The 23,037-nt window shown below is 66.4% G+C and carries 22 protein-coding genes; 7 read left to right on the forward strand and 15 right to left on the reverse strand.

The features are described from left to right. Window positions 1-10 precede the first annotated feature (10 nt). The 5 genes from JVX90_RS15945 to JVX90_RS15965 form a co-directional block, all read right to left on the reverse strand. Complete coding sequence (locus JVX90_RS15945; protein WP_205329671.1) at window positions 11-1,000, reverse strand: alpha/beta hydrolase family protein; 990 nt, start codon at window positions 998-1,000, stop codon at window positions 11-13. A gap of 30 nt (window positions 1,001-1,030) precedes the next feature. After that, on the reverse strand, window positions 1,031-1,663 hold the full coding sequence (locus JVX90_RS15950) for a hypothetical protein (protein ID WP_205329672.1): 633 nt from the start codon (window positions 1,661-1,663) through the stop codon (window positions 1,031-1,033). 602 nt (window positions 1,664-2,265) lie between these two features. Further along, a complete protein-coding gene (locus JVX90_RS15955) occupies window positions 2,266-3,423 on the reverse strand; it encodes an acetyl-CoA C-acetyltransferase (protein ID WP_205329673.1) in 1,158 nt (385 codons plus the stop codon). Between the two features lie 16 nt (window positions 3,424-3,439). Then, window positions 3,440-4,273, reverse strand: a complete 834-nt coding sequence (locus tag JVX90_RS15960; RefSeq protein ID WP_205329674.1) for an SDR family oxidoreductase — start codon at window positions 4,271-4,273, stop codon at window positions 3,440-3,442. Continuing rightward, window positions 4,270-5,532, reverse strand: a complete 1,263-nt coding sequence (locus JVX90_RS15965; RefSeq protein WP_205329675.1) for an acyl-CoA dehydrogenase family protein — start codon at window positions 5,530-5,532, stop codon at window positions 4,270-4,272. Before JVX90_RS15965 ends, JVX90_RS15960 begins: the two co-directional genes overlap by 4 nt. A 42-nt stretch (window positions 5,533-5,574) precedes the next feature. Between JVX90_RS15965 and JVX90_RS15970 the strand changes: the two genes are divergently transcribed. After that, complete coding sequence (locus JVX90_RS15970; protein ID WP_205329676.1) at window positions 5,575-7,119, forward strand: FadD3 family acyl-CoA ligase; 1,545 nt, start codon at window positions 5,575-5,577, stop codon at window positions 7,117-7,119. 44 nt (window positions 7,120-7,163) lie between these two features. Here the strand turns inward: JVX90_RS15970 and JVX90_RS15975 are convergent, their stop codons facing one another. Beyond that, the gene (locus JVX90_RS15975; protein WP_205329677.1) at window positions 7,164-8,717 is read right to left on the reverse strand and encodes an AMP-binding protein; all 1,554 of its coding nucleotides are present in this window, start codon (window positions 8,715-8,717) and stop codon (window positions 7,164-7,166) included. Window positions 8,718-8,761: 44 nt separating this feature from the next. On the opposite strand from JVX90_RS15975, the gene JVX90_RS15980 reads away from it, so the two are divergent. Next, window positions 8,762-9,628 carry a LuxR C-terminal-related transcriptional regulator gene (locus tag JVX90_RS15980; protein ID WP_240194187.1) on the forward strand — a complete coding sequence of 289 codons (867 nt, stop codon included), beginning with the start codon at window positions 8,762-8,764 and terminating at the stop codon, window positions 9,626-9,628. Window positions 9,629-9,734: 106 nt separating this feature from the next. Continuing rightward, window positions 9,735-10,250: a DinB family protein gene (locus tag JVX90_RS15985; protein ID WP_205329679.1), complete on the forward strand. Its 516-nt coding sequence runs from the start codon at window positions 9,735-9,737 to the stop codon at window positions 10,248-10,250. Window positions 10,251-10,266: 16 nt separating this feature from the next. On the opposite strand, the gene lysS is transcribed toward JVX90_RS15985, so the two are convergent. From lysS to JVX90_RS16000, 3 genes are all read right to left on the reverse strand, one after another. Beyond that, window positions 10,267-11,790, reverse strand: a complete 1,524-nt coding sequence (lysS, locus tag JVX90_RS15990) for a lysine--tRNA ligase (protein ID WP_205329680.1) — start codon at window positions 11,788-11,790, stop codon at window positions 10,267-10,269. 51 nt (window positions 11,791-11,841) lie between these two features. Next, window positions 11,842-12,255, reverse strand: coding sequence for a rhodanese-like domain-containing protein (locus JVX90_RS15995; RefSeq protein WP_205329681.1), 414 nt, complete (start codon window positions 12,253-12,255; stop codon window positions 11,842-11,844). Window positions 12,256-12,497: 242 nt separating this feature from the next. Further along, on the reverse strand, window positions 12,498-13,658 hold the full coding sequence (locus tag JVX90_RS16000; RefSeq protein ID WP_205329682.1) for an acyl-CoA dehydrogenase family protein: 1,161 nt from the start codon (window positions 13,656-13,658) through the stop codon (window positions 12,498-12,500). Between the two features lie 150 nt (window positions 13,659-13,808). Between JVX90_RS16000 and JVX90_RS16005 the strand changes: the two genes are divergently transcribed. Both JVX90_RS16005 and JVX90_RS16010 read left to right on the forward strand, forming a co-directional pair. Next, window positions 13,809-14,408: a TetR/AcrR family transcriptional regulator gene (locus tag JVX90_RS16005; RefSeq protein WP_205329683.1), complete on the forward strand. Its 600-nt coding sequence runs from the start codon at window positions 13,809-13,811 to the stop codon at window positions 14,406-14,408. Between the two features lie 86 nt (window positions 14,409-14,494). Further along, complete coding sequence (locus JVX90_RS16010) at window positions 14,495-16,162, forward strand: TIGR03767 family metallophosphoesterase (RefSeq protein ID WP_205329684.1); 1,668 nt, start codon at window positions 14,495-14,497, stop codon at window positions 16,160-16,162. An 8-nt stretch (window positions 16,163-16,170) separates the two neighbouring features. Here JVX90_RS16010 and JVX90_RS16015 read toward each other — a convergent pair whose 3' ends face one another. After that, window positions 16,171-16,833 carry a 3-oxoacid CoA-transferase subunit B gene (locus JVX90_RS16015; protein ID WP_205329685.1) on the reverse strand — a complete coding sequence of 221 codons (663 nt, stop codon included), beginning with the start codon at window positions 16,831-16,833 and terminating at the stop codon, window positions 16,171-16,173. Further along, the gene (locus tag JVX90_RS16020; RefSeq protein WP_205329686.1) at window positions 16,830-17,594 is read right to left on the reverse strand and encodes a CoA transferase subunit A; all 765 of its coding nucleotides are present in this window, start codon (window positions 17,592-17,594) and stop codon (window positions 16,830-16,832) included. The genes JVX90_RS16015 and JVX90_RS16020 overlap by 4 nt, the downstream gene beginning before the upstream one ends. 156 nt (window positions 17,595-17,750) lie before the next feature. On the opposite strand from JVX90_RS16020, the gene JVX90_RS16025 reads away from it, so the two are divergent. Both JVX90_RS16025 and JVX90_RS16030 read left to right on the forward strand, forming a co-directional pair. Continuing rightward, window positions 17,751-18,542, forward strand: coding sequence for an IclR family transcriptional regulator (locus JVX90_RS16025; RefSeq protein WP_205329687.1), 792 nt, complete (start codon window positions 17,751-17,753; stop codon window positions 18,540-18,542). 93 nt (window positions 18,543-18,635) lie between these two features. Continuing rightward, on the forward strand, window positions 18,636-20,459 hold the full coding sequence (locus JVX90_RS16030) for a neocarzinostatin apoprotein domain-containing protein (RefSeq protein ID WP_205329688.1): 1,824 nt from the start codon (window positions 18,636-18,638) through the stop codon (window positions 20,457-20,459). 2 nt (window positions 20,460-20,461) lie between these two features. On the opposite strand, the gene JVX90_RS16035 is transcribed toward JVX90_RS16030, so the two are convergent. The 4 genes from JVX90_RS16035 to panD are packed head-to-tail and all read right to left on the reverse strand — an operon-like array spanning window position 20,462 to window position 23,035. Beyond that, window positions 20,462-20,908 carry a MaoC/PaaZ C-terminal domain-containing protein gene (locus tag JVX90_RS16035; protein ID WP_205329689.1) on the reverse strand — a complete coding sequence of 149 codons (447 nt, stop codon included), beginning with the start codon at window positions 20,906-20,908 and terminating at the stop codon, window positions 20,462-20,464. A 28-nt stretch (window positions 20,909-20,936) separates the two neighbouring features. Beyond that, window positions 20,937-21,746, reverse strand: a complete 810-nt coding sequence (locus JVX90_RS16040; protein WP_205329690.1) for an SDR family NAD(P)-dependent oxidoreductase — start codon at window positions 21,744-21,746, stop codon at window positions 20,937-20,939. A gap of 60 nt (window positions 21,747-21,806) precedes the next feature. After that, window positions 21,807-22,598: a type III pantothenate kinase gene (locus JVX90_RS16045; RefSeq protein WP_205329691.1), complete on the reverse strand. Its 792-nt coding sequence runs from the start codon at window positions 22,596-22,598 to the stop codon at window positions 21,807-21,809. Then, entirely contained in the window at window positions 22,598-23,035 is a 438-nt protein-coding gene (gene panD / locus JVX90_RS16050) for an aspartate 1-decarboxylase (RefSeq protein ID WP_205329692.1), read from the reverse strand. Before panD ends, JVX90_RS16045 begins: the two co-directional genes overlap by 1 nt. Window positions 23,036-23,037: the final 2 nt, after the last annotated feature.

The following is a 23,037-nucleotide window of genomic DNA, read 5'->3' on the forward strand; positions in this document are numbered from 1 at the left end:
CGACAGCGAGTCAGGCGCCGATCGCCCGGCCGAGCTGCGGCCACGACTTGTGCAGCTGGTCCTGCCAGTAGGGCCACGAGTGCGTGCCGCCGACTGGACGGTCGACCGTCGCCGGGATGTGCAACTGTTGCAGACGGGACGCCAACTGTTCGGTGCACACGCGCGTTGCGGTCTCGATCGCGCCGCCGACGACGAGCCTGTCGGCGAGAGTCCCCACCTCTGGCACCTCCCGGAGGTTGTCGTGTTCACCGGGAAGCCCTGTCGCCGCACTCAGATAGAGCGACAGCCCGCGAAGTCCCTCCGCGTGGCGGATCGGGTCGTTCTTCTTCCACAGTGGGCCGCGGAGTTCGCCCCACATGTTCCGGACGTCGCCTCCGCCACGGGTCTCGACGACGATCCGCATGAACAACGTCCCGTGCTCGCTCGATGTGCTGGCACAGCCGCTGTACGAACCGACCGCACGGTAGAGGCCCTTGTTCGCGATCGCGAGATTGAGGACCGACGTCGCCGACGACGAGATGCCTGCGATGGCGTTCTTGCCGGTCGTCTTGTACGAACCGTCGATGGCGGGCGGCAGTTCGTCGGCCAGAAAGGTGCCCCATTTGTTGACGCCGAGCTTCTCGTCGGCCTTGATCCAGTCGGTGTAGTACGAGAACGCGCCCTGCATCGGGATGACCACGTAGACGTGCTTGTTCGCGAAGAACTTCACGATGTCGGTGTTGAGCTGCCAGGTCGCCGAGTCCTCGCCGCCGCCTGCGCCGTTCAGCAGGTAGAGCACCGGGGCGGGTTTCGACGTGTCTTTGGGCTTCAGAACCGTCAGCGGGATGTCGCGCCCCATCGCAGCCGAGTGCACCGTGATGTCGGACATCTGGGTCGTGACCTCGGTCGAGGTGATAACCCCGCTCGGCTCCGCGTGCGCAATGGCAGGCAGCGCGGTCAGCGTCATCGCCGCCGCGGAGGCGAGTGCGGCCGCGCGGAGGATGCGTCGCGAGCGCGTCATGGTGACTCCTTCAGAAGTGGTGGTAGACGGTCAGGAATGGGTACGACTCGAAGAGAGCACCGGCGGCCGCGCGGAGGCCAATCCGTACAAGGGCGCCTCCCCATCGAGGCGTCGCTCGGCGAACGGGGTGAGACTCCACGCCGCGCAGTAAATGTCACGCAGGTCCTCGCGGGCGGTCCACGTACAGAATCGGACACCGTCGGCCATGCACGCCTCCTCGACGACACGGACGAGCGACCTGAGGACGCCGCTGCTCCGATGGGTTTTCGCGACTGCCGCGATCGAGATCGTCACAGCGTCCGGCTCCGGGGTCGGGAGTGCAGGTTCGTTCACGCGCGCAAGCAGGCGGGTCGCGAGGTCCGGGTGAGACAGGAGGAAGTCGAGGTCGGCTGCCGTCGACGATGTGTCGGAATCAAGCGCACCGACCGATGGTCGATGCATCACGAGCAGCCCCACGAGACGCCCGTCGTCGTCGACGCCGACAACACAGCCGGCGTTGATCAACGGTCGGAGGAAGACACGCGCCAGAGAGTCGCACACGACTGGGTCCGCGGCGTGGGCGCCGAGAACGGCGGCGTACTCCGGAATCTCGGGAAGCCCTTCGGCCAGCACCACGGCAGCCGTGACGAGATCGTCGGCGACCAGCGGCCGGGCTGCGGACATCGGTACTCCTGTGCAGGATCGTGAGTGGACGAAGGGGTGTCGGGCCGCGCAGTGCGCGGCCCGACGTGCGAGCTTGAGGCCCGCCGTGCCAGTCGTCAGGCGGACGGAGTCTGGCTTCCGCCGTTCTCGTTCGAGCCGGCCTGGTTCAGAAGCGCGTTGAGCGTCTTCATCAGATCGTTGATGCCGGAAATATCGGGGATGTTGCCCATGATGGAGGCCTTTCGCGGGGTGTGGATTAACAATTGAGACCCGGACTCGTGAGTGCACGCACACGGCATGCGCGACGTGACCGCGCTCTCATGTCGCAGTCAATCAGTCGATCAGATGAACCACTAATTGAGTTATCCAATCGTTACTGAATGGCCACTCAGTGCCACCAGGCATAAGCGTCCAATCCGGCGTAAGTGCGCACCCCAACGCCGCCTTTTCAACCAATCGGACGACACTTTCATCCCATGATCGGACTACTCGTCGGCACCGAAACCACTAGTGGGGCACTACGAGACGACGTCAGAACCACTCGACCGCTCATCGGAGACGACAACAGCCCGGGCAGCATGTGCCCGGGCTGTTGGTGAAGGTCGAATCTGTGCCAGCCGAGATCAGCCGAGTCGTTCGATGATCGTGACGTTGGCGGTTCCGCCACCCTCACACATCGTCTGAAGTCCATAGCGTCCGCCGGTGCGCTCGAGTTCGTTGAGGAGCGTTGCGAACAGCTTGGCACCGGTTGCGCCGAGGGGATGCCCCAGAGCGATGCCGCCGCCGTTCGGGTTGACGCGGGCCGGGTCGGCGCCCGTCTCCTTGAGCCATGCGAGAACAACCGGAGCGAACGCCTCATTGATCTCCACGACATCGATGTCGTCGATGCTCATGCCGGTCTTCTCCAGCGCCCACTTCGTCGCCGGAATCGGAGCCGACAGCATCATCACCGGGTCGTCACCGCGGACCGACATGTGATGGATGCGGGCGCGCGGCGTGAGGCCGTACTCCTTCAGTGCCTTCTCCGACACCACCAGGGTCGCCGACGACCCGTCGCAGATCTGCGAGGCCACAGCGGCGGTCAGATCGGAGCCCTCGGCGAGGACATTGAGTGACGCCATCTTCTCCAGCGACGTCTCGCGCGGGCACTCGTCGACGACGCAGTCTCCAAGCGGGACGTACTCTCCCGAGAAACGGCCCGCGGCGATCGCGGCGCGGGCGCGCTCGTGGCTCTGCAGTGCCCATGCCTCCATGTCGCCCCGGCTGATGTCCCACTTCTTGGCCATCATGTCGGCACCGACGAACTGGCTGATCTCGGCATCGCCGAAGCGCTCGACCCAGCCCTTCGACTCGGCGGTGGGCGTGGTGAATCCGAGTTCCTGGCCTGCAATCATCGCCTGGCTGATCGGGATGGCGCTCATGTTCTGAACGCCGCCCGCGAGGACGACGTCCTGCGTGCCGCTCATCACTGCCTGAGCGGCGAAGTGGATCGCCTGCTGGCTTGAGCCGCACTGGCGGTCGACGGTGGTGCCGGGAACGCCGAGCGGCATGCCCGCGGTGAGCCATGCGGTACGGGCGATGTTGCCCGCCTGCGGGCCGATGGTGTCGACGCAGCCGAAGATCACGTCGTCGACGATCTCCGGGTCGATCCCGGTACGCTCGACGATCGCCGAGATCACGTGTGCGCCGAGGTCGGCGGGGTGGACCGAGGCAAGTGAACCGCCGCGCTTGCCGACCGGAGTGCGGACGGCGTCGACGATGTAGGCCTGAGGTGCGGTCATGATGGTTGACTCCTTGCTATGCGCGCTGGCTGGAGATCGACACGATCTCGCCGGTGAGGTAGGTGGTGTAGTCGCTGGCGAGCATCGCGATGGTGGCGGCGATCTCCCACACTTCTGCGGCCCGGCCGTACGCCTCGCGGGAGGCGAGCTCGTCGAGCAGGTCGTCGCTCGTCACCTTCGCGAGAAACGGATGACGGGCGATCGACGGTGCGACGGCGTTGATGCGGACGCCGTAGTCGGCGGCCTCGACCGCGGAGCAACGGGTGAGCGCCATGACGCCCGCCTTGGCTGCCGCGTAGTGCGCCTGGCCCCGCTGTGCGCGCCAGCCGAGAACGGATGCGTTGTTGACCAGGATGCCGCCGTGGCCGGCGTCCCGGAAGTAGCGAAGAGCGGCACGAGTGGCGCGGAACGTGCTGGTCAGCGTGATGTCGACGACGCGATCCCACTGCTCGTCGGTCATGTCGGCGACCGGGGTCTCCCCGCCGAGTCCGGCGTTGTTGACCAGGACGTCGATGCGTCCGAGCTTCTGCGCCGAAGCGGTGATCAACGCGTCGACCTGTTCGGTGGACGACACATCGCAGACGTGGGAGGTGACACGCTCGGCGCCGAACTCTGCGGCGAGCTTATCGACCGTCTCGCCGAGGCGACGCTCATGAAAGTCGGATACGAGGACGTCGCCGCCTTCGAGGAGCACACGGCGGGCGGTGGCGAAGCCGATGCCGGTTCCGGCGGCGGCGGTGACCACGACCTTCTTGCCTTTGAGCAGGTCGTGGCCTGCGATCTCCTCGGGCGGGGTGGCGAGTGGGGAAACAGGCTGGTGCGAGGAATCGAGGGGGGATGTGGTGCTCATGGACGTGCCTCTCGGGGAAGGCCGAGGACGCGCTCGGCGATGATGTTCCGCTGTACTTCGTTGGAGCCGCCGTAGATCGTGTCGGCGCGGGTGAACAGGAGCAGTCGCTGCCACTCGTCGAGTTCGACGTTCTCCGGATCGGAGATGTTGTTGGCTCGCCCCTCCGTGGTGGCGGGCGGGCCGATCAGCGACGGCGCACCTGCGACGGCGACCGCCAGTTCACCGAGGTCCCGGTGCCAGTTGCCCCACAGCAGCTTGGTGACCGACGCGGCACCCGCTTCCGACACGATGTCGCCGGCCAGGGTGCGGCGAGCGTTGGCCTCCATCACCGACAGGCCGACCTTGGCGCGTCGCAGGCGAGCGGCGATCTCGGGATCGGCCGCCGCACCATTGCGCTCGGCGAGGTCGATCACGTTGTCGAGCTCGCGGTGGAAGCCCACCTGTTGGCCGAGTGTGGACACGCCGCGCTCGAACTGCAGGAGACCCATCGCGACCTTCCACCCGTCGCCCGGCTCGCCGACAATGAGGTCGGCGGAGGTCTTTGCATCGTCGAAGAACACTTCGTTGAACTCCGACGTTCCGGTGATCTGTTGGATCGGCCGGATGGTGACCCCGTCGGCGTCGAGCGGAACGAGCAGGAAGCTCAGACCCTTGTGCCGACTCGAGCCCTTCTCGGTGCGTGCGATCACAAAGCACCACTGCGACAGGTGAGCCAACGACGTCCAGATCTTCTGGCCGTTGATCACCCACCGGTCGTCGTCGAGCACCGCGGAGGTCGCCACACCGGCGAGGTCGCTGCCCGCCCCCGGCTCGGAGTAGCCCTGTGCCCACAATTCGGTGACGTCGACGATGTGCGGCAGGAAGCGAGCCTGCTGTTCGGGCGTGCCGTATTCGATCAGTGTCGGACCGAGAAGTTCCTCACCGAGGTGATTCACCCGCGCGGGGGCGTTGGCCCGCGCATACTCCTGGTGGAAGATGATCCGCTGTTCGATGGTCGCTCCGCGGCCGCCGTGTTCAACGGGCCATCCGAGGCACGTCCAACCGGACGCGGCGAGGTGACGGTCCCACTCGAGGCGTTCGGCGAAGAACTCGTGTTCACTGCCAGGTCCGCCGCGTCCGCGCAGCGACGCGAAGTCGCCCACCAGGTTGTCTGAGAGCCAATCGCGCACGGCCTGCGCGAAGACGGTTGCCGCATCAGGGGTGCGGGCCGCCCATTCGCCGAGGTCGACGGCCCGATCGGCGAGATTGATCGTCGTCATGACCGCTAGCTTAACCTACCAAGCATTTGCTAGGTTTTGTTCATGCTTCCGACTCCGCTGACCACCCCCGCAGCACTCCACCGCGCGGAACAGTTGTGGCCCGACCTTCCAGCGATCGTCGACGACCAGTGGGCCGAGCCGGTCCGACTCACCTGGAGCCAGTTCGCCGACCAGGTACGACGCTTCGCCGCGGGCCTTATCGACCTCGGCGTTCAGCACGGCGACCGAGTCGCCGTGTGGGCCCCCAACAGCCACCACTGGCCCATCGCCGCACTCGGCGTCCACTACGCGGGAGCCGTCCTCGTTCCGCTGAACACCCGCTACACCGTGACCGAAGCTACGGACATCGTCGACCGATCGGGCGCACGAGTAGTCGTAGCGTCGGGCGTGTTCGCGGGCATCGACCGTCTCAGCGAAGTGCTCGACTCACCGATCGTGCAGGACCGCACCGTCGTCGGGATCCCCCTCGAGCAGGCCGTCGATCCGGCGACCGGCGCCGTGCCGTGGAACGACTTCGTGAACGTCTCCGCGGAGGCAGCGGAGGCCACTCGCGAACGGGCGAACGCCGTCACCGGAGACGACCTGTCGGACATCCTGTTCACCTCCGGCACCACCGGTGCGCCGAAGGGTGTGCTCGCCGAGCATCAGCAGACCGTTGCAGGCTCGCATGCCTGGGGCGCTAACGGGCGTCTCACCGAAGCCGACCGGTACCTGATGGTGAATCCGTACTTCCACACGTTCGGCTATAAGGCCGGCATCCTGCCGTGTGTGTTGTTCGGCGCCGCGATGCTCCCGCTCGCCGTCTACTCTCCCACTGAGGCATGCAAGCTCACGGCCGCCGAGTCGGCGACTGTGTTCCCCGGGGCCCCGACGATCTTCCAGACGATCCTCGACGACCCCGCACGCGGCGACTACGACCTGTCGAGCCTGCGGCTGATCGTCACCGGCGCCACGATCGTCCCCGTCGTCCTGATCGAACGTCTGCAGTCCGAGCTCGGGGTCGAAACCGTCGTCACCGCCTACGGTCAGACCGAGACGAGCGGCTTCATCACCACCTGCAGGCCGGACGACGACGCGGTGACCGTCGCGACGACCTGCGGTCGGGCCTTCGACGGCATGGAGATCATGCTGTCCGACGCAGGCGAGATCCTGGCGCGCGGTGCGATGGTGATGCGTGGCTACCTCGACGACCCGAGGGCGACCGCAGAGACGATCGACGCCGACGGCTGGTTGCACACCGGCGACGTCGGCACCATCGACGAACGCGGCAACCTGAAGATCACCGACCGCCTCAAGGACATGTACATCTGCGGCGGATTCAACGTGTATCCGGCCGAAGTGGAACAGGTCCTTTCCCGCATCGACGGTGTCACCGAGGCCGCCGTCATCGGAGTCCCCGACGAACGGCTCGGCGAGGTCGGCAAAGCGTTCCTGACCGTGCGCGACGGCGCGAACGTCACCGCCGAACAGGTGACCGCGCACGCGCGCGAGCACCTCGCCAACTTCAAGGTTCCGCGGTCTGTCGAGTTCGTCGACACATTCCCCCGCAACCCGTCCGGCAAGGTCCTCAAGCGCGAACTGTCGTAGGCGACCGCTCAGGTCGTCTCGACCACCCGTCGCCTGACTGCGGGTCAAGCACCTTCGCGACGCAGGACGAAACGCTGCACCTTGCCACTCGGGGTCTTCGGCAACGACTCCACGAAGTGGACGGTACGCGGGTACGCATGCTTCGAGTACTCGTCGCGCACCAGGTGCTTCAACTCCGTGGCGAGATCGTCACTTGCAGTGAAACCGGTGTTCAGGACAGCGAACGCTTCCACCACCTCACCGCGAATGCCTTCGGGGTCGGGTCGCCCGACGACGGCGACCTCGGCGATCGACGGGTGCACTGCCATCACGCTCTCCACGTCGAACGGTCCGATGCGATAGCCGGCGGCGAGGATCACGTCGTCGTCGCGCGCGGTGAAGGAGAAGTACCCCTCGTCGTCGACCTTCCCCGTGTCGGCCGAGAGGTACCACGCGCCGTCTTCGGTGAACCGCTCGGCCGTCTTCTCCGGCGCGGCGTCGTAGCCGGTGTACCAGAGGAGCGGACTGCCCTTCACGTCGAGCGCGATCTGACCGTCGACGATGCCCGCCGCGTACCCGGGCATCACCTGTCCCATCGATCCCGGCTTGAGCGGAAGCGCGACATCGGACTGCCAGTGATTGCCGATGACCATCCCCGTCTCCGTCTGGCCGTAGTGGTCACGGACCTCGGTGCCGAGCCGTGTGACCCCGAACTCGACGATGTCGGGAGTCAGCGGCTCGCCGGCCGACGACGCACGGCGCAGGTGCACTCCTGACATGTCCGCACCCGCGCGCAGCGCCCGGTACATCGTCGGCGCGCCCGCGAAGTTTGTGACGCCGAAGGTCCTCATGACGGCGACTGTCGAATCCGGCGTGAAACCCGCGTTGAACAGCAGACTCGTCCGAGCGGCGACGAGCGGTCCGAGAATCGCGTAGTAGAGCCCGTACGCCCAACCGGGGTCGGCGGCGTTCCAGAAGACGTCGTCGGGCGTCACGTCCAACGAGTAGTGCTGGTACGTCTGGAACGCGGCGAGGGCGCGCAACGGAACCGGTACGCCCTTCGGCTTGCCGGTGGTGCCGCTCGTGTAGAGCTGCACGAGAATGCCGTCGCCGCCGATCGCAGCGTCGTCGGAGAATGGCTCCGCACCGACCGACTCGGCAGCCAGATCGTCGACATCGAGTACCGTGACGGCCTCGATCGGATCGACCTTGTCTCGCTGTGACGCGTCCGTGATGACGACCTTCGCAGACGCCCCCTCCACCCGGAGCAGGATCGCACCTGTCGCGAAAGCGGTGAACAGCGGCACGTGGACGGCACCGATCCGCCACAGTGCCATCAGCGCGACGATCAGCTCACGCCGCTTGCCGAGGAGGACCGGGACCCGATCGCCGCGCTGTACACCTTTGGCGACCAGTACCGTGGCCATCGCACGCGACTCGTCGGTCAGTTGGCCGTGTGTGAACGGCGTCGACGTCAGATCCGGTTCGACCAACGTGAACGCGACGGCGTCACGGTCGTACCGATCGCAGAGCAGGTACGCGGCGCTCGCGGTCGGCGCGCTGTACTCGTCGAGCCACTGATGAACCTGTTGCTCGGCCGCCTGGCGTCCATCGGTCATGTCTTGCACTCCATCGTCGTCGTGTGGTCGCGGATGGAACAATGATGTGTGTGACCCCCGCCACCGACAACCCTCCGAAGAGGGGTAGGCCATCGGACGAGCTCGCTCGCCGTTTGCGTATGCCGTTGGAACGCCTTCGACTCCGCACCGGCGCGGGTCTGGCGTTCGCGGGCCGAGTGCTGCCGGGAACCGCCGACCACATCGAGCTGTTCGCGTTCGACGGCGACGTCGTCGGACCGTTGCGCGGCGCCAATCTCTACCCCGGCCACGGGCTCGGCGGTCGTGTGATCGGCCGCAGGCGGGCGGCCGCTGTGCACGACTACATACGGTCGCCGCTCATCACCCACACCTACGACGAGATCATCCGCGCCGAGAATCTGCGGGCGATGGTCGCCGCACCGATCATCGTGGGCCGCAAGCACATCGGCGTTCTCTACGCTGCCCGGCGCAATTCGCTCGATCAGCTCGGCGTCTCGTTGGACGCCGTCGCCGACGAGGCTCGAGGCGTGGAGCAGCAACTCGCGGTGGCCGACGTGCTCGCCACCCTCCGCACGGACGACGAAGAACGCGATCTCGCCGCATGGCGCGCACAGATCCAGGACTCGCATGCTCGCCTGCGCGCCCTCGCCGACACCACGTCCGACGCGGCGCTCCGCGATCAGATGCTCGACATCGCCGACGGACTCGCTCACGAGTCCCCCTTCGACGAACCGTCCGTCCATCTGACTGTCCGCGAGCAAGATGTGCTCGGCCTGCTAGCCGCGGGCCTGTCGAACGCGACCATCGCCGACCGCCTCGGCATCGGCGTGTACACGGTGAAAGACCACGTCAAAAGACTGCTGGTGAAACTCGATGCGTCAACTCGCTTCGAAGCCGTCGTCAACGCCCGCCGAGTCCGCCTCCTCCCCTGACTGAGCCTCCCAAGATCAATCGAATCATCGGGGTCCGACGACACTGTGCCACCGAACTTCGATGATCCGACCGGTGCCAGGACCACATTCGACCTATCGTCGAAGAATGACTGAGATCACCGACCTCGTAGCCCTTTTCGACGACGAATCCGCCAACTTCCGCATCGCCGTCGACGGCGTGAGTGAGGAACAGGCACGCGCTACCCCGACCGTGTCCGCGTTGAGCATCGGCGGGCTTCTCAAGCACGTCACCCTGACCCACGAGGGGTGGTGGAAGACGATCACCGACGCCGACCCGAACGCCGAGTTCGACATGGCCGGGGCCGCCCACGCCTATGAACTCACCGACGACGAGACCTTCGCCGAATGGGCCGAGAAGTACGACGCGCAGTACACGAGCACCGTCGCCGCACTGAACGCGACATCGGACCTCGATGCATTGATCCCGCTCCCCACCGCGCCCTGGGCGCCGGAGCGCGAATACCGGTCCGTCCGGTGGATCGTCCTGCACATGCTGCGCGAACTGGCCCATCACGCAGGACACGCGGACATCATCCGCGAGACCCTCGATGGCCAGAGCACCACGATGACCCACGCCCGCAACGCGGGCATGGACGTGTGACTCCGCTGCGGCGGAGTTACTGAACCGGCTTGACCAGCGGGAAGAGGATCGTCTCGCGGATTCCCAGTCCGGTGATCGCCATCAGAAGACGGTCGATGCCCATCCCGGTGCCCGCAGTCGGAGGCATCGCGTGCTCCATCGCGGCGAGGAACTCCTCGTCGAGGACCATCGCCTCGTCGTCGCCCGCGGCGGCGAGGCGCGCCTGGTCGACAAAGCGCTCACGCTGGATCACCGGGTCGACGAGCTCGGAGTATCCGGTCGCCAACTCGAAGCCGCGAACATAGAGGTCCCACTTCTCGACGACACCGGGGATGCTGCGGTGGGCGCGGACCAGCGGCGACGTCTCGACCGGGAAGTCACGGACGAACACCGGCTCGTCGAGCTTGCTGCCGACCATGTGCTCCCACAGCTCTTCGACGAGCTTGCCGTGCCCGTAGCCCTTGTCCTTGGGGACGTCGAGGCCCACTTCTGCGGCGATCGCCAGCAGCTCGTCGACAGTGGTCTCGAGGGGCACGATCTCGCGGCCGAGCGCCTCCGACAGGGATGGGTACATGGAGACGGACTTCCATTCGCCCGACAGGTCGTAGGTGGTGCCGTCCGGCATCGTCGGGGTGAGGGTTCCCGCCGCCGCCAACGCGACAGCCTGGACGAGTTCACGCGTGGTCACGGCCGCGTCGTCGTACGTCCCGTACGCCTGGTAGGTCTCGAGCATCGCGAACTCCGGCGAGTGCGTCGAGTCGGCGCCCTCGTTCCGGAAGTTGCGGTTCACCTCGAAGACTCGTTCGAGGCCGCCGACGACGGCGCGCTTGAGGAACAGTTCGGGAGCGATGCGCAGGAACAGGTCCATGTCGAAGGCGTTCGAGTGCGTCACGAAGGGCCGCGCGGCCGCGCCGCCATGCAGCGTCTGCAGCATCGGCGTCTCGATCTCGAGGAAGTCACGTTCGGTGAGGAAGCGACGCAGCTCGGCCATCGCCTTCACGCGGGTGCGGGCGATCTCGCGAGCGTCGGGGTTGACGATGAGGTCGACGTACCGCTGACGGACGCGCGACTCCTCGTTCATCTCCTTGTGCGCCACGGGCAGGGGCCGCAGCGACTTCGACGCCATCTGCCAGGCATCCGCCATCACCGACAGCTCACCGGTGCGCGAGGAGATGATCTCGCCGTGCACGTAGACGATGTCGCCGAGGTCGACGTCGGCCTTCCAGCTCGCGAGCGAATCCTCGCCGACCTTGGCCTGGCTGAGCATCGCCTGCAGTTGGGTGCCGTCGCCCTCCTGGAGGGTCGCGAAGCAGAGCTTGCCCTTGTTGCGGATGAAGATCACGCGCCCGGCGACTCCCGCGATCACACCGGTCTCGCTGCCTGCCTCGAGGTGTGAGTACTCGTCGCGGACCGCGCGCAGGGTGTGGGTGCGAGCGAGTTCGACGGGATACGCCTCGCGGCCTTCGGCCAGAATCCGTTCGCGCTTCTCGCGGCGGATCCGCAGCTGCTCGGGAGTCTGGTCGTCGTCGCGGGTCGTCTCGTCGTTCTGGTGCTCGCTCACGCCTCTAGGTTAAGTGTCCGGCCAGCGCAGACACCAATCGAGACGGGCAGGTCAGCGCGGGTCGTACAGACCGAGTGCGTCGGAGCCGATCGAGCCGGTCACGCCTCGGCTGCGCAACGCCCGATGACCTCCCACGACAAACCGCGCGCCACGCACACCGCGCGCCTGCAGGTGCCAGGCGAGCCACTCGGCGTCGTAGCCGTCTTCGGAGACGAGGATCCACTCTGCGTCGACGGTGGCCGCACGCAGCGCAACAGCGGAATCGGGGCGCAGAAGGTCCAGCGCTTGATCGGAGGCGACGGCGACCGCTCCGAGCAGTGCGCCGTGTGCGCGGTGCTGGGCAGCGTCTCGCAGGTCGACGGCGACGGCGCCTGCGGCAAGCGCGGCGCGGAAATCCTTCGCCTGCACAGAGAGGGGAACGGAGACGAACGGAGCAGAGACGGGTGCGGTGAGCGCAGTGGTCATGAGGGATTCCTCGAATGGTGATCGAACGTGCAGGGAGGCTGAAGAACAGGGCCGTCCTCGCTCAAAGGCGGGACGTCAGCCCTGACAACACTCCTGACAGCTCTTGATCACGTCGACCACTCTGCCACACCGGCACGCGAGGCGGCCAGAGTTTTGTGCAGGTCCGCGCGAAATCCGGCGAGCGAACTTCGGCGGCGATTCCTGGTGCACCGCCGAGAATCGCCGCCGACGTTCAACCGCGGCTACAGCGAGCGGCCGATCAGTTCCTTCATGATCTCGCTGGTGCCGCCGTAGATGGTCTGAACGCGGGTGTCGGCGTACATGCGGGCGATCGGGTACTCGGCCATGTAGCCGTAGCCGCCGAACATCTGCAGGCAGCGATCGACGACCTCTTTCTGCTTCTCAGTGCCCCACAACTTCGCCATCGACGCCGTCGCCGGGTCCAGCCGGCCTGCGATCTGCTCCGAGATGCAGTGATCCATGAGCGTTTTGCCCGCGAGGACGTCGGCCTTGCATTCGGCGAGGACGAACCGGGTGTTCTGAAATTTGAGGATCGGCTGGCCGAACGCCTCGCGCTCCTTGACGTACTTGAGGGTCTCGATCACCGCGGCTTCGGCGACGGCGACGGCCCCGACTCCGATGATGAGGCGTTCGCGCTGCAGCTGACTCATCAACTGGTAGAAGCCCTGTCCTTCGACGCCGCCGAGCAGGTTGGCGGCAGGCACCCGCATGTCCGTGAACGACAGCTCGCGCGTGTCCTGACCGTGCTGCCCGATCTTGGCCAGGACACGACCGCGCGCGAAACCGGGGAGATCCTTCGTCTCGGCGACGATCAGCGAGACGCCCTTCGCCCCCTGGGTCGGGTCGGTCTTGCACACGATGACGAGCAGGTCGCAGTGGGAGCCGTTCGAGATGAACGTCTTCGAGCCGTTGATCACGTACTCGTCACCTTCGAGGACAGCAGTGGTCCGGACGGACTGGAGATCGGAACCGGTGCCCGGCTCGGTCATGGCGATCGCGAGAACCGACTCACCGCTGGCCGCGCTCGGCAGCCACCGGCGCTTCTGCTCGCCGGTGCCGTAGGCGTTGATGTAGTGCGCGACGATCGTCGAGTGGACGGCGAAGCCGAACGCGGAGTCCCCGGCATAGGCGAGTTCTTGCTGGACGATCGCCTCGTGCCCGAAGTCGCCTCCGGATCCGCCGAACTCCTCCGGCAGATCGAGGCAGAGCAGACCAGCGTCGCCGGTCTTGGTCCAGAACTCACGGTCCACCTGATGCTGCTCTGCCCACCGTTCCTGGTTCGGGGTGGCTTCCTTGGTGAAGTAGGCACGGGCGTGTGCACGGAGTGCGGCCTGATCGTCGCTCTCCCAGGACGGGCGGTAGTCGGGGAACAGTGTCGTCATGGGCTTCTCGATTCGGTTCGGGACAAGTGGGGTCGCGAGCCGGCGGGCTTCCACCCGCCGGCTCGCTATACAGCTGTATAGTAAACAGTATGCATATACCGGTCAATGACTCGCCGTAGACTCATCCACTGACGATCGGAAGGAGCCGACATGAGTGATCCCCGCACATCCGCTTCCGATCTGACCGCTCGCGCGAAGATCCGGAACGCGGCACTCGACCTGTACGCCGAGTACGGCGAGGACCGTGTCTCGATGCGGATGGTCGCTGCCCATGCCGGGGTCACCGTCGGCCTGGTGCAACACCACTTCAAGACCAAAGACGGTGTCCGTGACGCCGTCGAGCAACTCGTGGTCGACTTTCACGCGCAAGCGATCGCCGACGCGCCGCCAGGCGAGTCACCTGCGGAGTCGGCAGCGGCTCGCGACCGTGCAGTCGCGGAGATGCTTCGGGCACATCCACCGGTGGTGGACTACATGCGTCGTGTGCTCCTCGACCCGCACAACGGCGGCGGCACACTCCTCGGACGCCTCACCGAGTTGAGCCGACAGGGCGTGGTGGAGATGCGCGGAACCGGCAGAGCCTCGACAGAACGCAGCATCGCCGATCAGACCCTCGGACTCATGATCAAGCACGTCGGCCACCTGTTCCTGCAGCCGATGGTCGACTCCATGTGGACCCAGCTCACCGCGCACGACCCGTCGCCTCCCGACAAGCCCGTGCTCAGCGTGACCGCTCGTACGCCGGATTAGCGCCCACTTCATCAGCGACGACGCGGCTGAGGTTACAGTCACTTCATGTCGTGTTCAGGATCACTTCATCTGAGCGAGGTCGCCCGATGAGCATGTCCCGCCGTTCCTTCCTGCGTCGCAGCGGTGCCGCAGCAGGCGCTGTCGCCGCGTCGTCCCTGGTCTCCGGAGTTGTACACGCGGAGCCGGCCGCGACGTCGTCGGCGAATGCGGCCGGCACCACGCTGGAGAAAGTCGGGGTCGGCGGACGTGCGAACGCCAAGGGCTACCGCAAGCTCGTGCAGGGCAAAGGCTGGCCGCTCTTCATCCGGGAAGAACTCGCGACGGCGAAAACGGGCCGTGACAGTCGACGAGCCGCGGTCGCATCGTTCGTGCAACTCACCGACATCCACATCACCGACGTGCAGAGTCCCGCACGATTCGAATACGTGCACCCGATTCAGGGACCGGCGTTCCGTCCCCAGGAAGCCCTCGGCACCCAAGGTGCCGTGGCTCTGATCAACCGGATCAACGCACTGTCGGGCGGACCGTTCACCGGCCGCGCCTTCGACTGCGTCGTCTCGACCGGTGACAACACCGACAACCACGAGATCATCGAACTCGAGTGGTACCAGCGGCTCCTCGCAGGCGGCGCGATCACCCCGAACACCGGCTCCAAGACGCGTTTCGAGGGCGTCCAGGCCCTGGGGTCGGCGCTCTACTACCGGCCCGAGCTCGATAAGCCCGACATCTACAAGGACCGCGGATTCCCGACGATCCCCGGCATGCTGCACGCGGCGATGCGCACACACACGAGCCCCGGACTGAACATGCGGTGGTACTCGGTCTTCGGCAATCACGACGACCAACTGCTCGGCACCGTCCCCAACGGGCTCGTCGACTGGCTGTACCTGTCAGACGTGAAGTACGACCTCCCGGGCTCCGACCCGACCGCGCAAGCGATCGGCCAGGCGCTCGGTTCCGACCCGGCCGCCGTCGCCGGGATGCTTGCGAAACTCAAGACCACCGGTCCGACGCTGCCCGCGACCCGCGATCTGCGCCGCCGCCCGTACTCTCCTCGAGAATTCGTCCGCAGACATTTCGATCCGGCGTTGACCGGAGCAGGACCGGTCGGCCACGGATTCGCGGATCCGGAGGGCCCCACGTGGTACAAGTTCCAGATCGCGCCCGGACTCCTCGGCATCGCCATGAACACGACGAACAGCATGGGCATCGCCGACGGCTCGATCAGCGAGAAACAGCTCGTGTGGATCGAGCGCCAGATCTCGTCGCACAGCGACCAACTCGTCATGGTGTTCAGTCACCACACATCGTCGACGATGACGGCCAAACTGCCGAACCCGGAGACCCCCGGTGAGCGGACGTTCGACGGCACGCACCTCGTCGAACGCCTGAAGTCGCACACCAACGTGATCGCGTGGGTCAACGGCCACACACACCGCAACGAGATGATCGCGCATCGCGGATCGACCGGAAAGCACAGCTTCTGGGAGATCAACACCGCGAGTCACATCGACTTCCCTCAACTGGCGCGCATCATCGAGGTGACCGACAACAAGGACGGCACGCTCAGCATCTTCACTCCGCTGATCGAGGCCGACAGCCCTTACACGGCAGACACCTCGGACCTGTCACAGAAGGGCCTGGCCAGCCTGTACCGCGAACTGTCGTACAACGACATCCACGCCGACCTCGAACTCCTCGGCGAGGCGTCGGACCGCAACTGCGAACTCCTGCTCTCGCATCCTCTGCGTTAGGGCGTGCCCTAAGCGTCTGAGAGTTCGACACGCAGTTCGGATTCAGTCGCAGCGACGACGTCGGCGGCAGCCACGCCGGGAGCCGTCTCCCGCAGCACGAACCCGCCGTCGACGACGTCGATCACCGCTAGATCGGTGATGATGCGGTCGACGACTCGTCTGCCGGTCAATGGCAGCGTGCAGGTCGGAACTATCTTCGACACCCCCGCACGGTCGCGATGCTCCATGACGACGATGACCCGTGCGGCGCCGTGCACCAGGTCCATTGCGCCGCCCATGCCCTTGACCATCATGCCGGGGACCATCCAGTTGGCGAGGTCGCCCTCGGCCGACACCTGCATCCCACCGAGCACGGCCGTGTCCACATGACCTCCGCGGATCATCCCGAACGACAACGCCGAGTCGAAGAACGCGGCTCCCGGTTCGACAGTGACCGTCTCCTTTCCCGCGTTGATCAGGTCCGGGTCGACGTCCTCGGCGGCCGGGTATCCGCCGGTGCCGAGGATTCCGTTCTCCGAATGGAGCACGACGTTGACCGAGGCGTCGAGGTAGGTCGGGATCAGGGTGGGCAACCCGATGCCGAGGTTGACGTACTCGCCGTCGATCATCTCCGCCGCGGCGCGTTGCGCGATCTGTTCACGCGTCCGACCTCGGGTGACGGTGGCGGTCATGCTGCGGCTCCTTCGGTCGTGACCGTGCGCTTCTCGATGCGTTTGGCCTGCGGTCCGGTGTCGACGATGCGTTGGACGAACACACCTGGAAGGTGCACCTCGCTCGGGTCGATCACACCGGGTGCCACGAGTTCCTCGACCTGAGCGATCGTGATGCGCCCGGCCATGGCGGCGAGCGGGTTGAAGTTCTGGGCCGTCTTGTCGAAGACGAGGTTGCCGTCGCTGTCGCCGAGGACGGCGTGCACCAGCGCGAAGTCCGCGGTGATCGATCGTTCCATCACGTAGTCCCGACCGTCGAAGGTGCGGACCTCCTTTGCAGGCGAGGCCACTTCGATCTCTCCACTCGGCGCGTACCGCCAGGGCATCCCGCCGTCGGCGACGAGGGTGCCGACTCCGGCCGGGGTGTAGAACGCGGGAATTCCGGCTCCGCCCGCGCGGAGTCGTTCGGCGAGTGTGCCCTGCGGGACCAACTCCACTTCGAGTTCCCCCGACAAGTACTGCCGCGCGAACTCCTTGTTCTCACCGACGTACGAGGCGGTGACCCGCCTGATCCGCCGCTGAGCGAGGAGGATCCCGAGGCCGTAATCGTCGACTCCGCAGTTGTTGGTGAACACCTCGAGGTCGGCGGCCCCCAGGTCGCGTATCGCTTCGATCAGCGCATCGGGCACACCACACAGTCCGAACCCGCCGACGGCGAGCGTCGCACCGCTGGTGACCACACCGACCGCGTCGGCCGCCGACGCGCACACTTTCCTGGACATGACCAGCCTCATTCCTCCGTTGAACAAACACCTCAGTGACGGCTTCGAGTGTCACTTTCTGCACGTCAACTGTTCAAGAGAGGCGAGCGAACCTCTCTCTGGGTGATCGATAGACGAGCCTTGCGTTCATTGAATGAACGCTCTAGCGTCGATGCCATGGCGGCGGCGGACAAGTCTGGACAGGGCGTTGCGCGGATCGCGGCGCTGCTGCGAGCCATCGGTTCGAGCTCGACTGCGGCGTCGACGACGGCACTCTCCGCGGCCGCGGGACTGGCACGTCCGACCGCGCACCGCCTACTCACCGCGCTTGCGGCCGAAGGACTCGTCGATCGTGACAACCGGACCGGCGACTGGTCGCTCGGGCCGGAGCTCTATCTGCTCGGCGCCACCGCAGCCGCGGCCTACGACATCAGGGACGACGCTCAGTCCGCGCTCGATCGACTGGCGGGAGAGTCGGGCGAATCGGCGTTCTTGAGTGCCAGGCGCGGCGACGAGACCGTGTGCGTCGCAGGTCAGGAAGGCAGCTTCCCGGTCCGTTCGCACGTGCTGTACGAGGGCATTCGATTTCCTCTCGGCGTCGCCTCTGCCGGGCTCGCAATCCTGAGCCACCTCCCCGACCGCGACATCGACGACTACTTGCGACGGTCCGATCTGAGTGCCACGTGGGGCCCTGAGCACGCGCACGACGTGATCCGCCGCCGCATCGCCGAAACCCGCCTCGACGGGTACGCAACAAATCCAGCCCTGCTCGTCGAAGCGAGTTGGGGCATGGGGGCAGCAGTGTTCGACGCCGACGGGCGGCCCGCATGGGCATTGAGCCTGACCGGCGTGGAAGCTCGATTCCAGCCGGAGCGCAGGACCGAACTGGGCCGACTACTCCTGGCTCAGGCACACGAGTTGACGCGAAAGCTCCAGCTCAGACGAAAGTCCGACACGCGAGTCATGTGACGCGTCTCAAAAACGACGCTTCAGGCTTTGCCGCCGACAACGACGCGCAATAGGGTTGGCTGACCTTAGTAGCGATCCCTGAGAAGGACGGCCATGCGACGCCCGATCATCCGTCTGTCCGTCGTGACGACGACTGTTCTACTCACCGCGGCGCTCGGCGTCGCACCCGCGTACGCCTCACCGATCGACGACGGCCTCGCCGCTGTCGGCAATCTGCTGCCCGGTGCGCCGCACCCCGCCAAGCCGAAGACCACGAAGACCGCTCCCTCGACACCGAAGACCCGACCGACCGCGTCACCGAAGCCGTCGACGACGACGTCTGCGGCGCCAACAACGGCCGCGGCTCCGGCTGGTGAGCGTGTCGATCTGGTGGACGGCACGTCGATCCTGCTGCCGCACTACGCATCCGCCGTGACCAAGGTCTCCATGCTGACCGACGTCCGCGAACGTCTCACGGCACAGGGCATGGACCTGCTGAACCGATTGATGTCCCTCCTCCCGGGAACGAACGGTCCCAGCCGCGGAACTCCGGTCCTCACCGTGACGCCCACCGCCGGTCTCCGGTCGGGCGCGACGGTCACCGTCAGCGGCAAGGGTTACCGCAGCGGTGAGAACGTGTACGTCACCCAGACGATCGCGAAGCCGTCGTCGGGGTACCCGAGCACCTACGCCGACGCCAAGAAGGTCACGGTGGGCTCGGCCGGAACCTTCAGCACGCAGATCGCCGTCACCTCGACGTTCGGCAAAGTGAACTGCCTGCGCATGGCGTGCTTCGTCGCATCGTTCACGGCATTCCCGAAGCTCACCGACCGTAGTCAGGACGCGTGGGTGCCGATCTCGTTCAGCGCGGCGGCCCCCACGCCCGGCGGGCCGGCCGCACCAGTGGCCCCCAGGACAGGCGCGGGTCCGTCTGTCAGTGTCGACCGCACCTCCGGGCTCAATCCGTCGGGCGACTCCGTCACCGTCTCGGGCTCGGGCTTCGCCACCAGTGGTCCCGGCGTGTACGTCGGCCTCGCGCAGTCGAACCAGTTCTCCGTCACCGACCAGTCGTCGTTCGACGATCGTGCGATCTGGGTGGCGACCAGCAACGGTCGCATGCGCGCCGACGGCTCGTTCAGCGTGCAACTCCCGGTCAAGGCGAAGTTCAGCCGCGCCGACTGCACCACCTCGCCGTGTGCGGTCTACACGTTCGCCGCACACGGCTCGTCCGACCGCAGTCAGGACACCGCCACCGGCGTCTCGTTCGCCGGAGGGCCCGCCGCCGATCGCGCCGTGGCGGTTCCGACCGACGGCGGCCGATCGCGCCCGGCGCCGCCTGCCGAGAACCGCGGCACCAGCACCGCCTCGACGTCGCTGTCGACCTCGACGATCGCCGCGAGCGGCACCACGTCGGTCACCGTGAACGGCACCGGTTTCGCGACAACCGGCCCCGGCGTCTACGTCGGCGTCGCCGAGACCGGCAAGTACTCGACCACCGACTCCGGCGCGTACAACCCGGTGACCTGGGTTCCGTCGACTCAGATCTCCGCGAACGGCTCGTTCTCGGTGACCCTGGACGTCACCCCGGTCTTCAGCGCGGGCAACTGCATCAAGAACGCGTGCGCCGTCTACACATTCGCCGCGCACGGCTCGCACGATCGCAGCCAGGACACCTCGTCGCCGCTGACCGTCGAAGGCACCGCCGCGGAGAAGGCTCGCACGCGCAACGGCGGCCCGAAGCCCGGCGCACCGTCGTCTGCTGCTCCCGGCTCATCGACGGCCCCCGCCGTCGCTGCGGCAGGCGACCCGTCCGCGCCCACGACAACGGCCTCGGCTCAGGACGAGGACTCGACCAACTGGTGGGCGTGGGGAGGCGGAGCGGTCGCGGTCTTGATCGCCGCTGCTGCAGGTTACGGAACCGCTCGACTCCGCAACTGATCTCAAGAGGTGGGCGCCAGGTGCACGTAGAGGGTCGTCGACACGGCCAGCACCTGGCGTCCCGTCTGGTTCGTGAGCGTCCGCTCGACCGCGACGAATGCTCGTCGACGATCGGGTTCGTGGTCGATCCGCATGATCTCGGCCTGACCGGACAAGACGTCACCGACGCGCACCGGACGTAGGAATCGCACGTCGACGCTGTGTCCGGCGATCACGTGCCAGTGCCGGTACATCGCTTCGACGGACAGTCGTTGGTTGATCGCCATCGTGTGGACGCCGGATGCGATCAGCCCGTCGTATGCGCCGTCGGCGGCCGCCGCCGCGTCGGAGTGAAAGTCTTGCGGGTCCCAGTTCTGCGCGAACTCGACGAGTTCGTCACGCGTCACCTCGTGCCGGCCGAACCGATACACGGTCCCGACCCGCAGATCGTCGCCGTAGAGCTTGTCCATCGTCCGACCGTATCGGACGAGTTCGACGTCAGCGTTTGCGGCGGATGAGTCCCTGCATCATCTTGTGGTGGCCGAGCACCGCACGGGCACGGTCGGGCAGTCCGGTGACGACGGGACTGTCCTGGTTCGGGGAGACGACGTGCACCGGTCCCGCGGCGAGATTCTCCAACCCTTCGCGGGCGACATCGCTCGGCCGCCCGACAACCAGTCCCGGCATGTCGAAGTCGAGCCCTGCGCGGCGCATCGCGGGCGTGTCGGTGACTCCGAGGACGAGATGCAGAACGTCGACGCCTGCCTCTCTGAGTTCCAACCACAGCCCTTCGGTGAAGATCCGCATGAACGCCTTCGACCCTCCGTACACGGTGTGCTCCGCCGATCCGAGGTACCCGCTCATCGACCCGATCGTGACGATCCCTCCCGATCCGCGCTTGCGCATGCGGGCGCCGAAGTGATGGGCCAGCGCCATCGGCACAGTCACGTTGAGCGTCAAGACGTTCATGAACTCGCCGAGATCACCTTCGACGAACCGGGAGCCGTAACTGTTGGCGCCTGCGTTGCAGATGAGAAGCCCGACGTCGAGTCCGTGAGTCTCGTCCATCACGAGTTGAAGGTCGGAGGGGACGGTGAGGTCGGCACTGATCACGAGGACGTCCGCACCGAGTTCTCGGCATCGTTCCGCAGTGGCCTCGAGCGGCGCCTTCTTCCGCGCGACGAGGACGACGTTCACACCCGCTGCAGAGACTTGCTCGGCGAACGCTGCGCCGACGCCTTCGGAGCCCCCGACGATCACCGCCCACGGTCCGTACTTCGCTGCGTCGATTCCTCGAACGTCTGACATCGCTCTCCCATGGTCGAAGGCCTGCATCGACTTCGACGCTACCTTCGCGGTGAAACAGGTTCAGCGCTTACGGGACCGTTCGTGGACACGGCGAAGACCGTCCAAGGTGAGGTGAGGTCTGTGGTCGGTGAGAGTGACGCACTCGCCGAACATGAGCGGTGCGAGGTAGCCCGTCGCGACAACCGCGACGTCCGCTCCGTCGAACCCGGGAACATCACGGCGGATCCGCTGGACGAGACCGTCGATCTGGCCGGCGAATCCGTAGAGGATGCCCGACTGCAGCGCTTCGACGGTGTTCTTGCCGACGACGCTGCGCGGAGGTCGCAGTTCCACCTTCCGCACGGTGACCGTGTGGTCGCTGAGCGCTCGGACAGCGAGGTCGATGCCGGGAGCGATCGCACCTCCGAGGAACTCGCCGTTCGCCGACACCGCGTCGACGACGGTCGCCGTTCCGCAGGCGACCACGATGCACGGGCGGCCGGGGAAGTTCTCGTGTGCGGCAAGCGCGTTGGCGACCCGGTCCGTGCCGACTTCCTTCGGGTTGTCGACCAGCAGTGGGACACCCGTCCGAACCCCAGGTTCGAGCAGCACGTGCGGCCCGTTGCCGAAGTACCGCGGCAGCATCACGCGCATCTCGCGCAGAAGCGACGGCACTGTCGACAGCACTGCAACCGCCGTCACCTGGTCGACATCACGCCCGAGCAACCCACGCAGCGTCAGCGCGAGTTCGTCTGCGGTGTAGTTCGGCTGAGTATGGATGCGCCAGTCACGCACCAGTGCCGCGTTGTCACCGACGCCCGCGAAGACCCCGAGGTGGATGTTCGTGTTGCCGATGTCGACGGTGAGCAGCATCAGGCGAGGGTGGTGACGAGTTCACGCTCGGGGTGGCGCGGGTCCTTGAGACCGGAGTCGGCGGGGACGTCGGCCGGGTCGTCGCCGACACTGATCTGGCGGTTGTCGGCGTCGACGAACACCACGCGCGGTGAGTAGGCGGCCACTTCGGCCTCGTTCATCACGCCGTACGCGATGATGATGACAAGGTCGCCGGGATGCACGAGATGCGCTGCGGCGCCGTTGATCCCGATCACGCCGGTGCCGCGTTCGCCAGCGATGGCGTACGTCTCCAGGCGGTTGCCGTTGTTGATGTCGACGATCGTCACCTGCTCGCCCTCGAGGATGTCGGAGGCCTCGAGCAGGTCGGAGTCGATGGTGACCGAGCCGACGTAGTGCAGGTCGGCCTGTGTCACCGTCGCCCGGTGAATCTTGGACTTCATCATGGTGCGGAACATGC

This window comes from Gordonia sp. PDNC005 (assembly GCF_016919385.1).
Lineage (GTDB): Bacteria > Actinomycetota > Actinomycetes > Mycobacteriales > Mycobacteriaceae > Gordonia.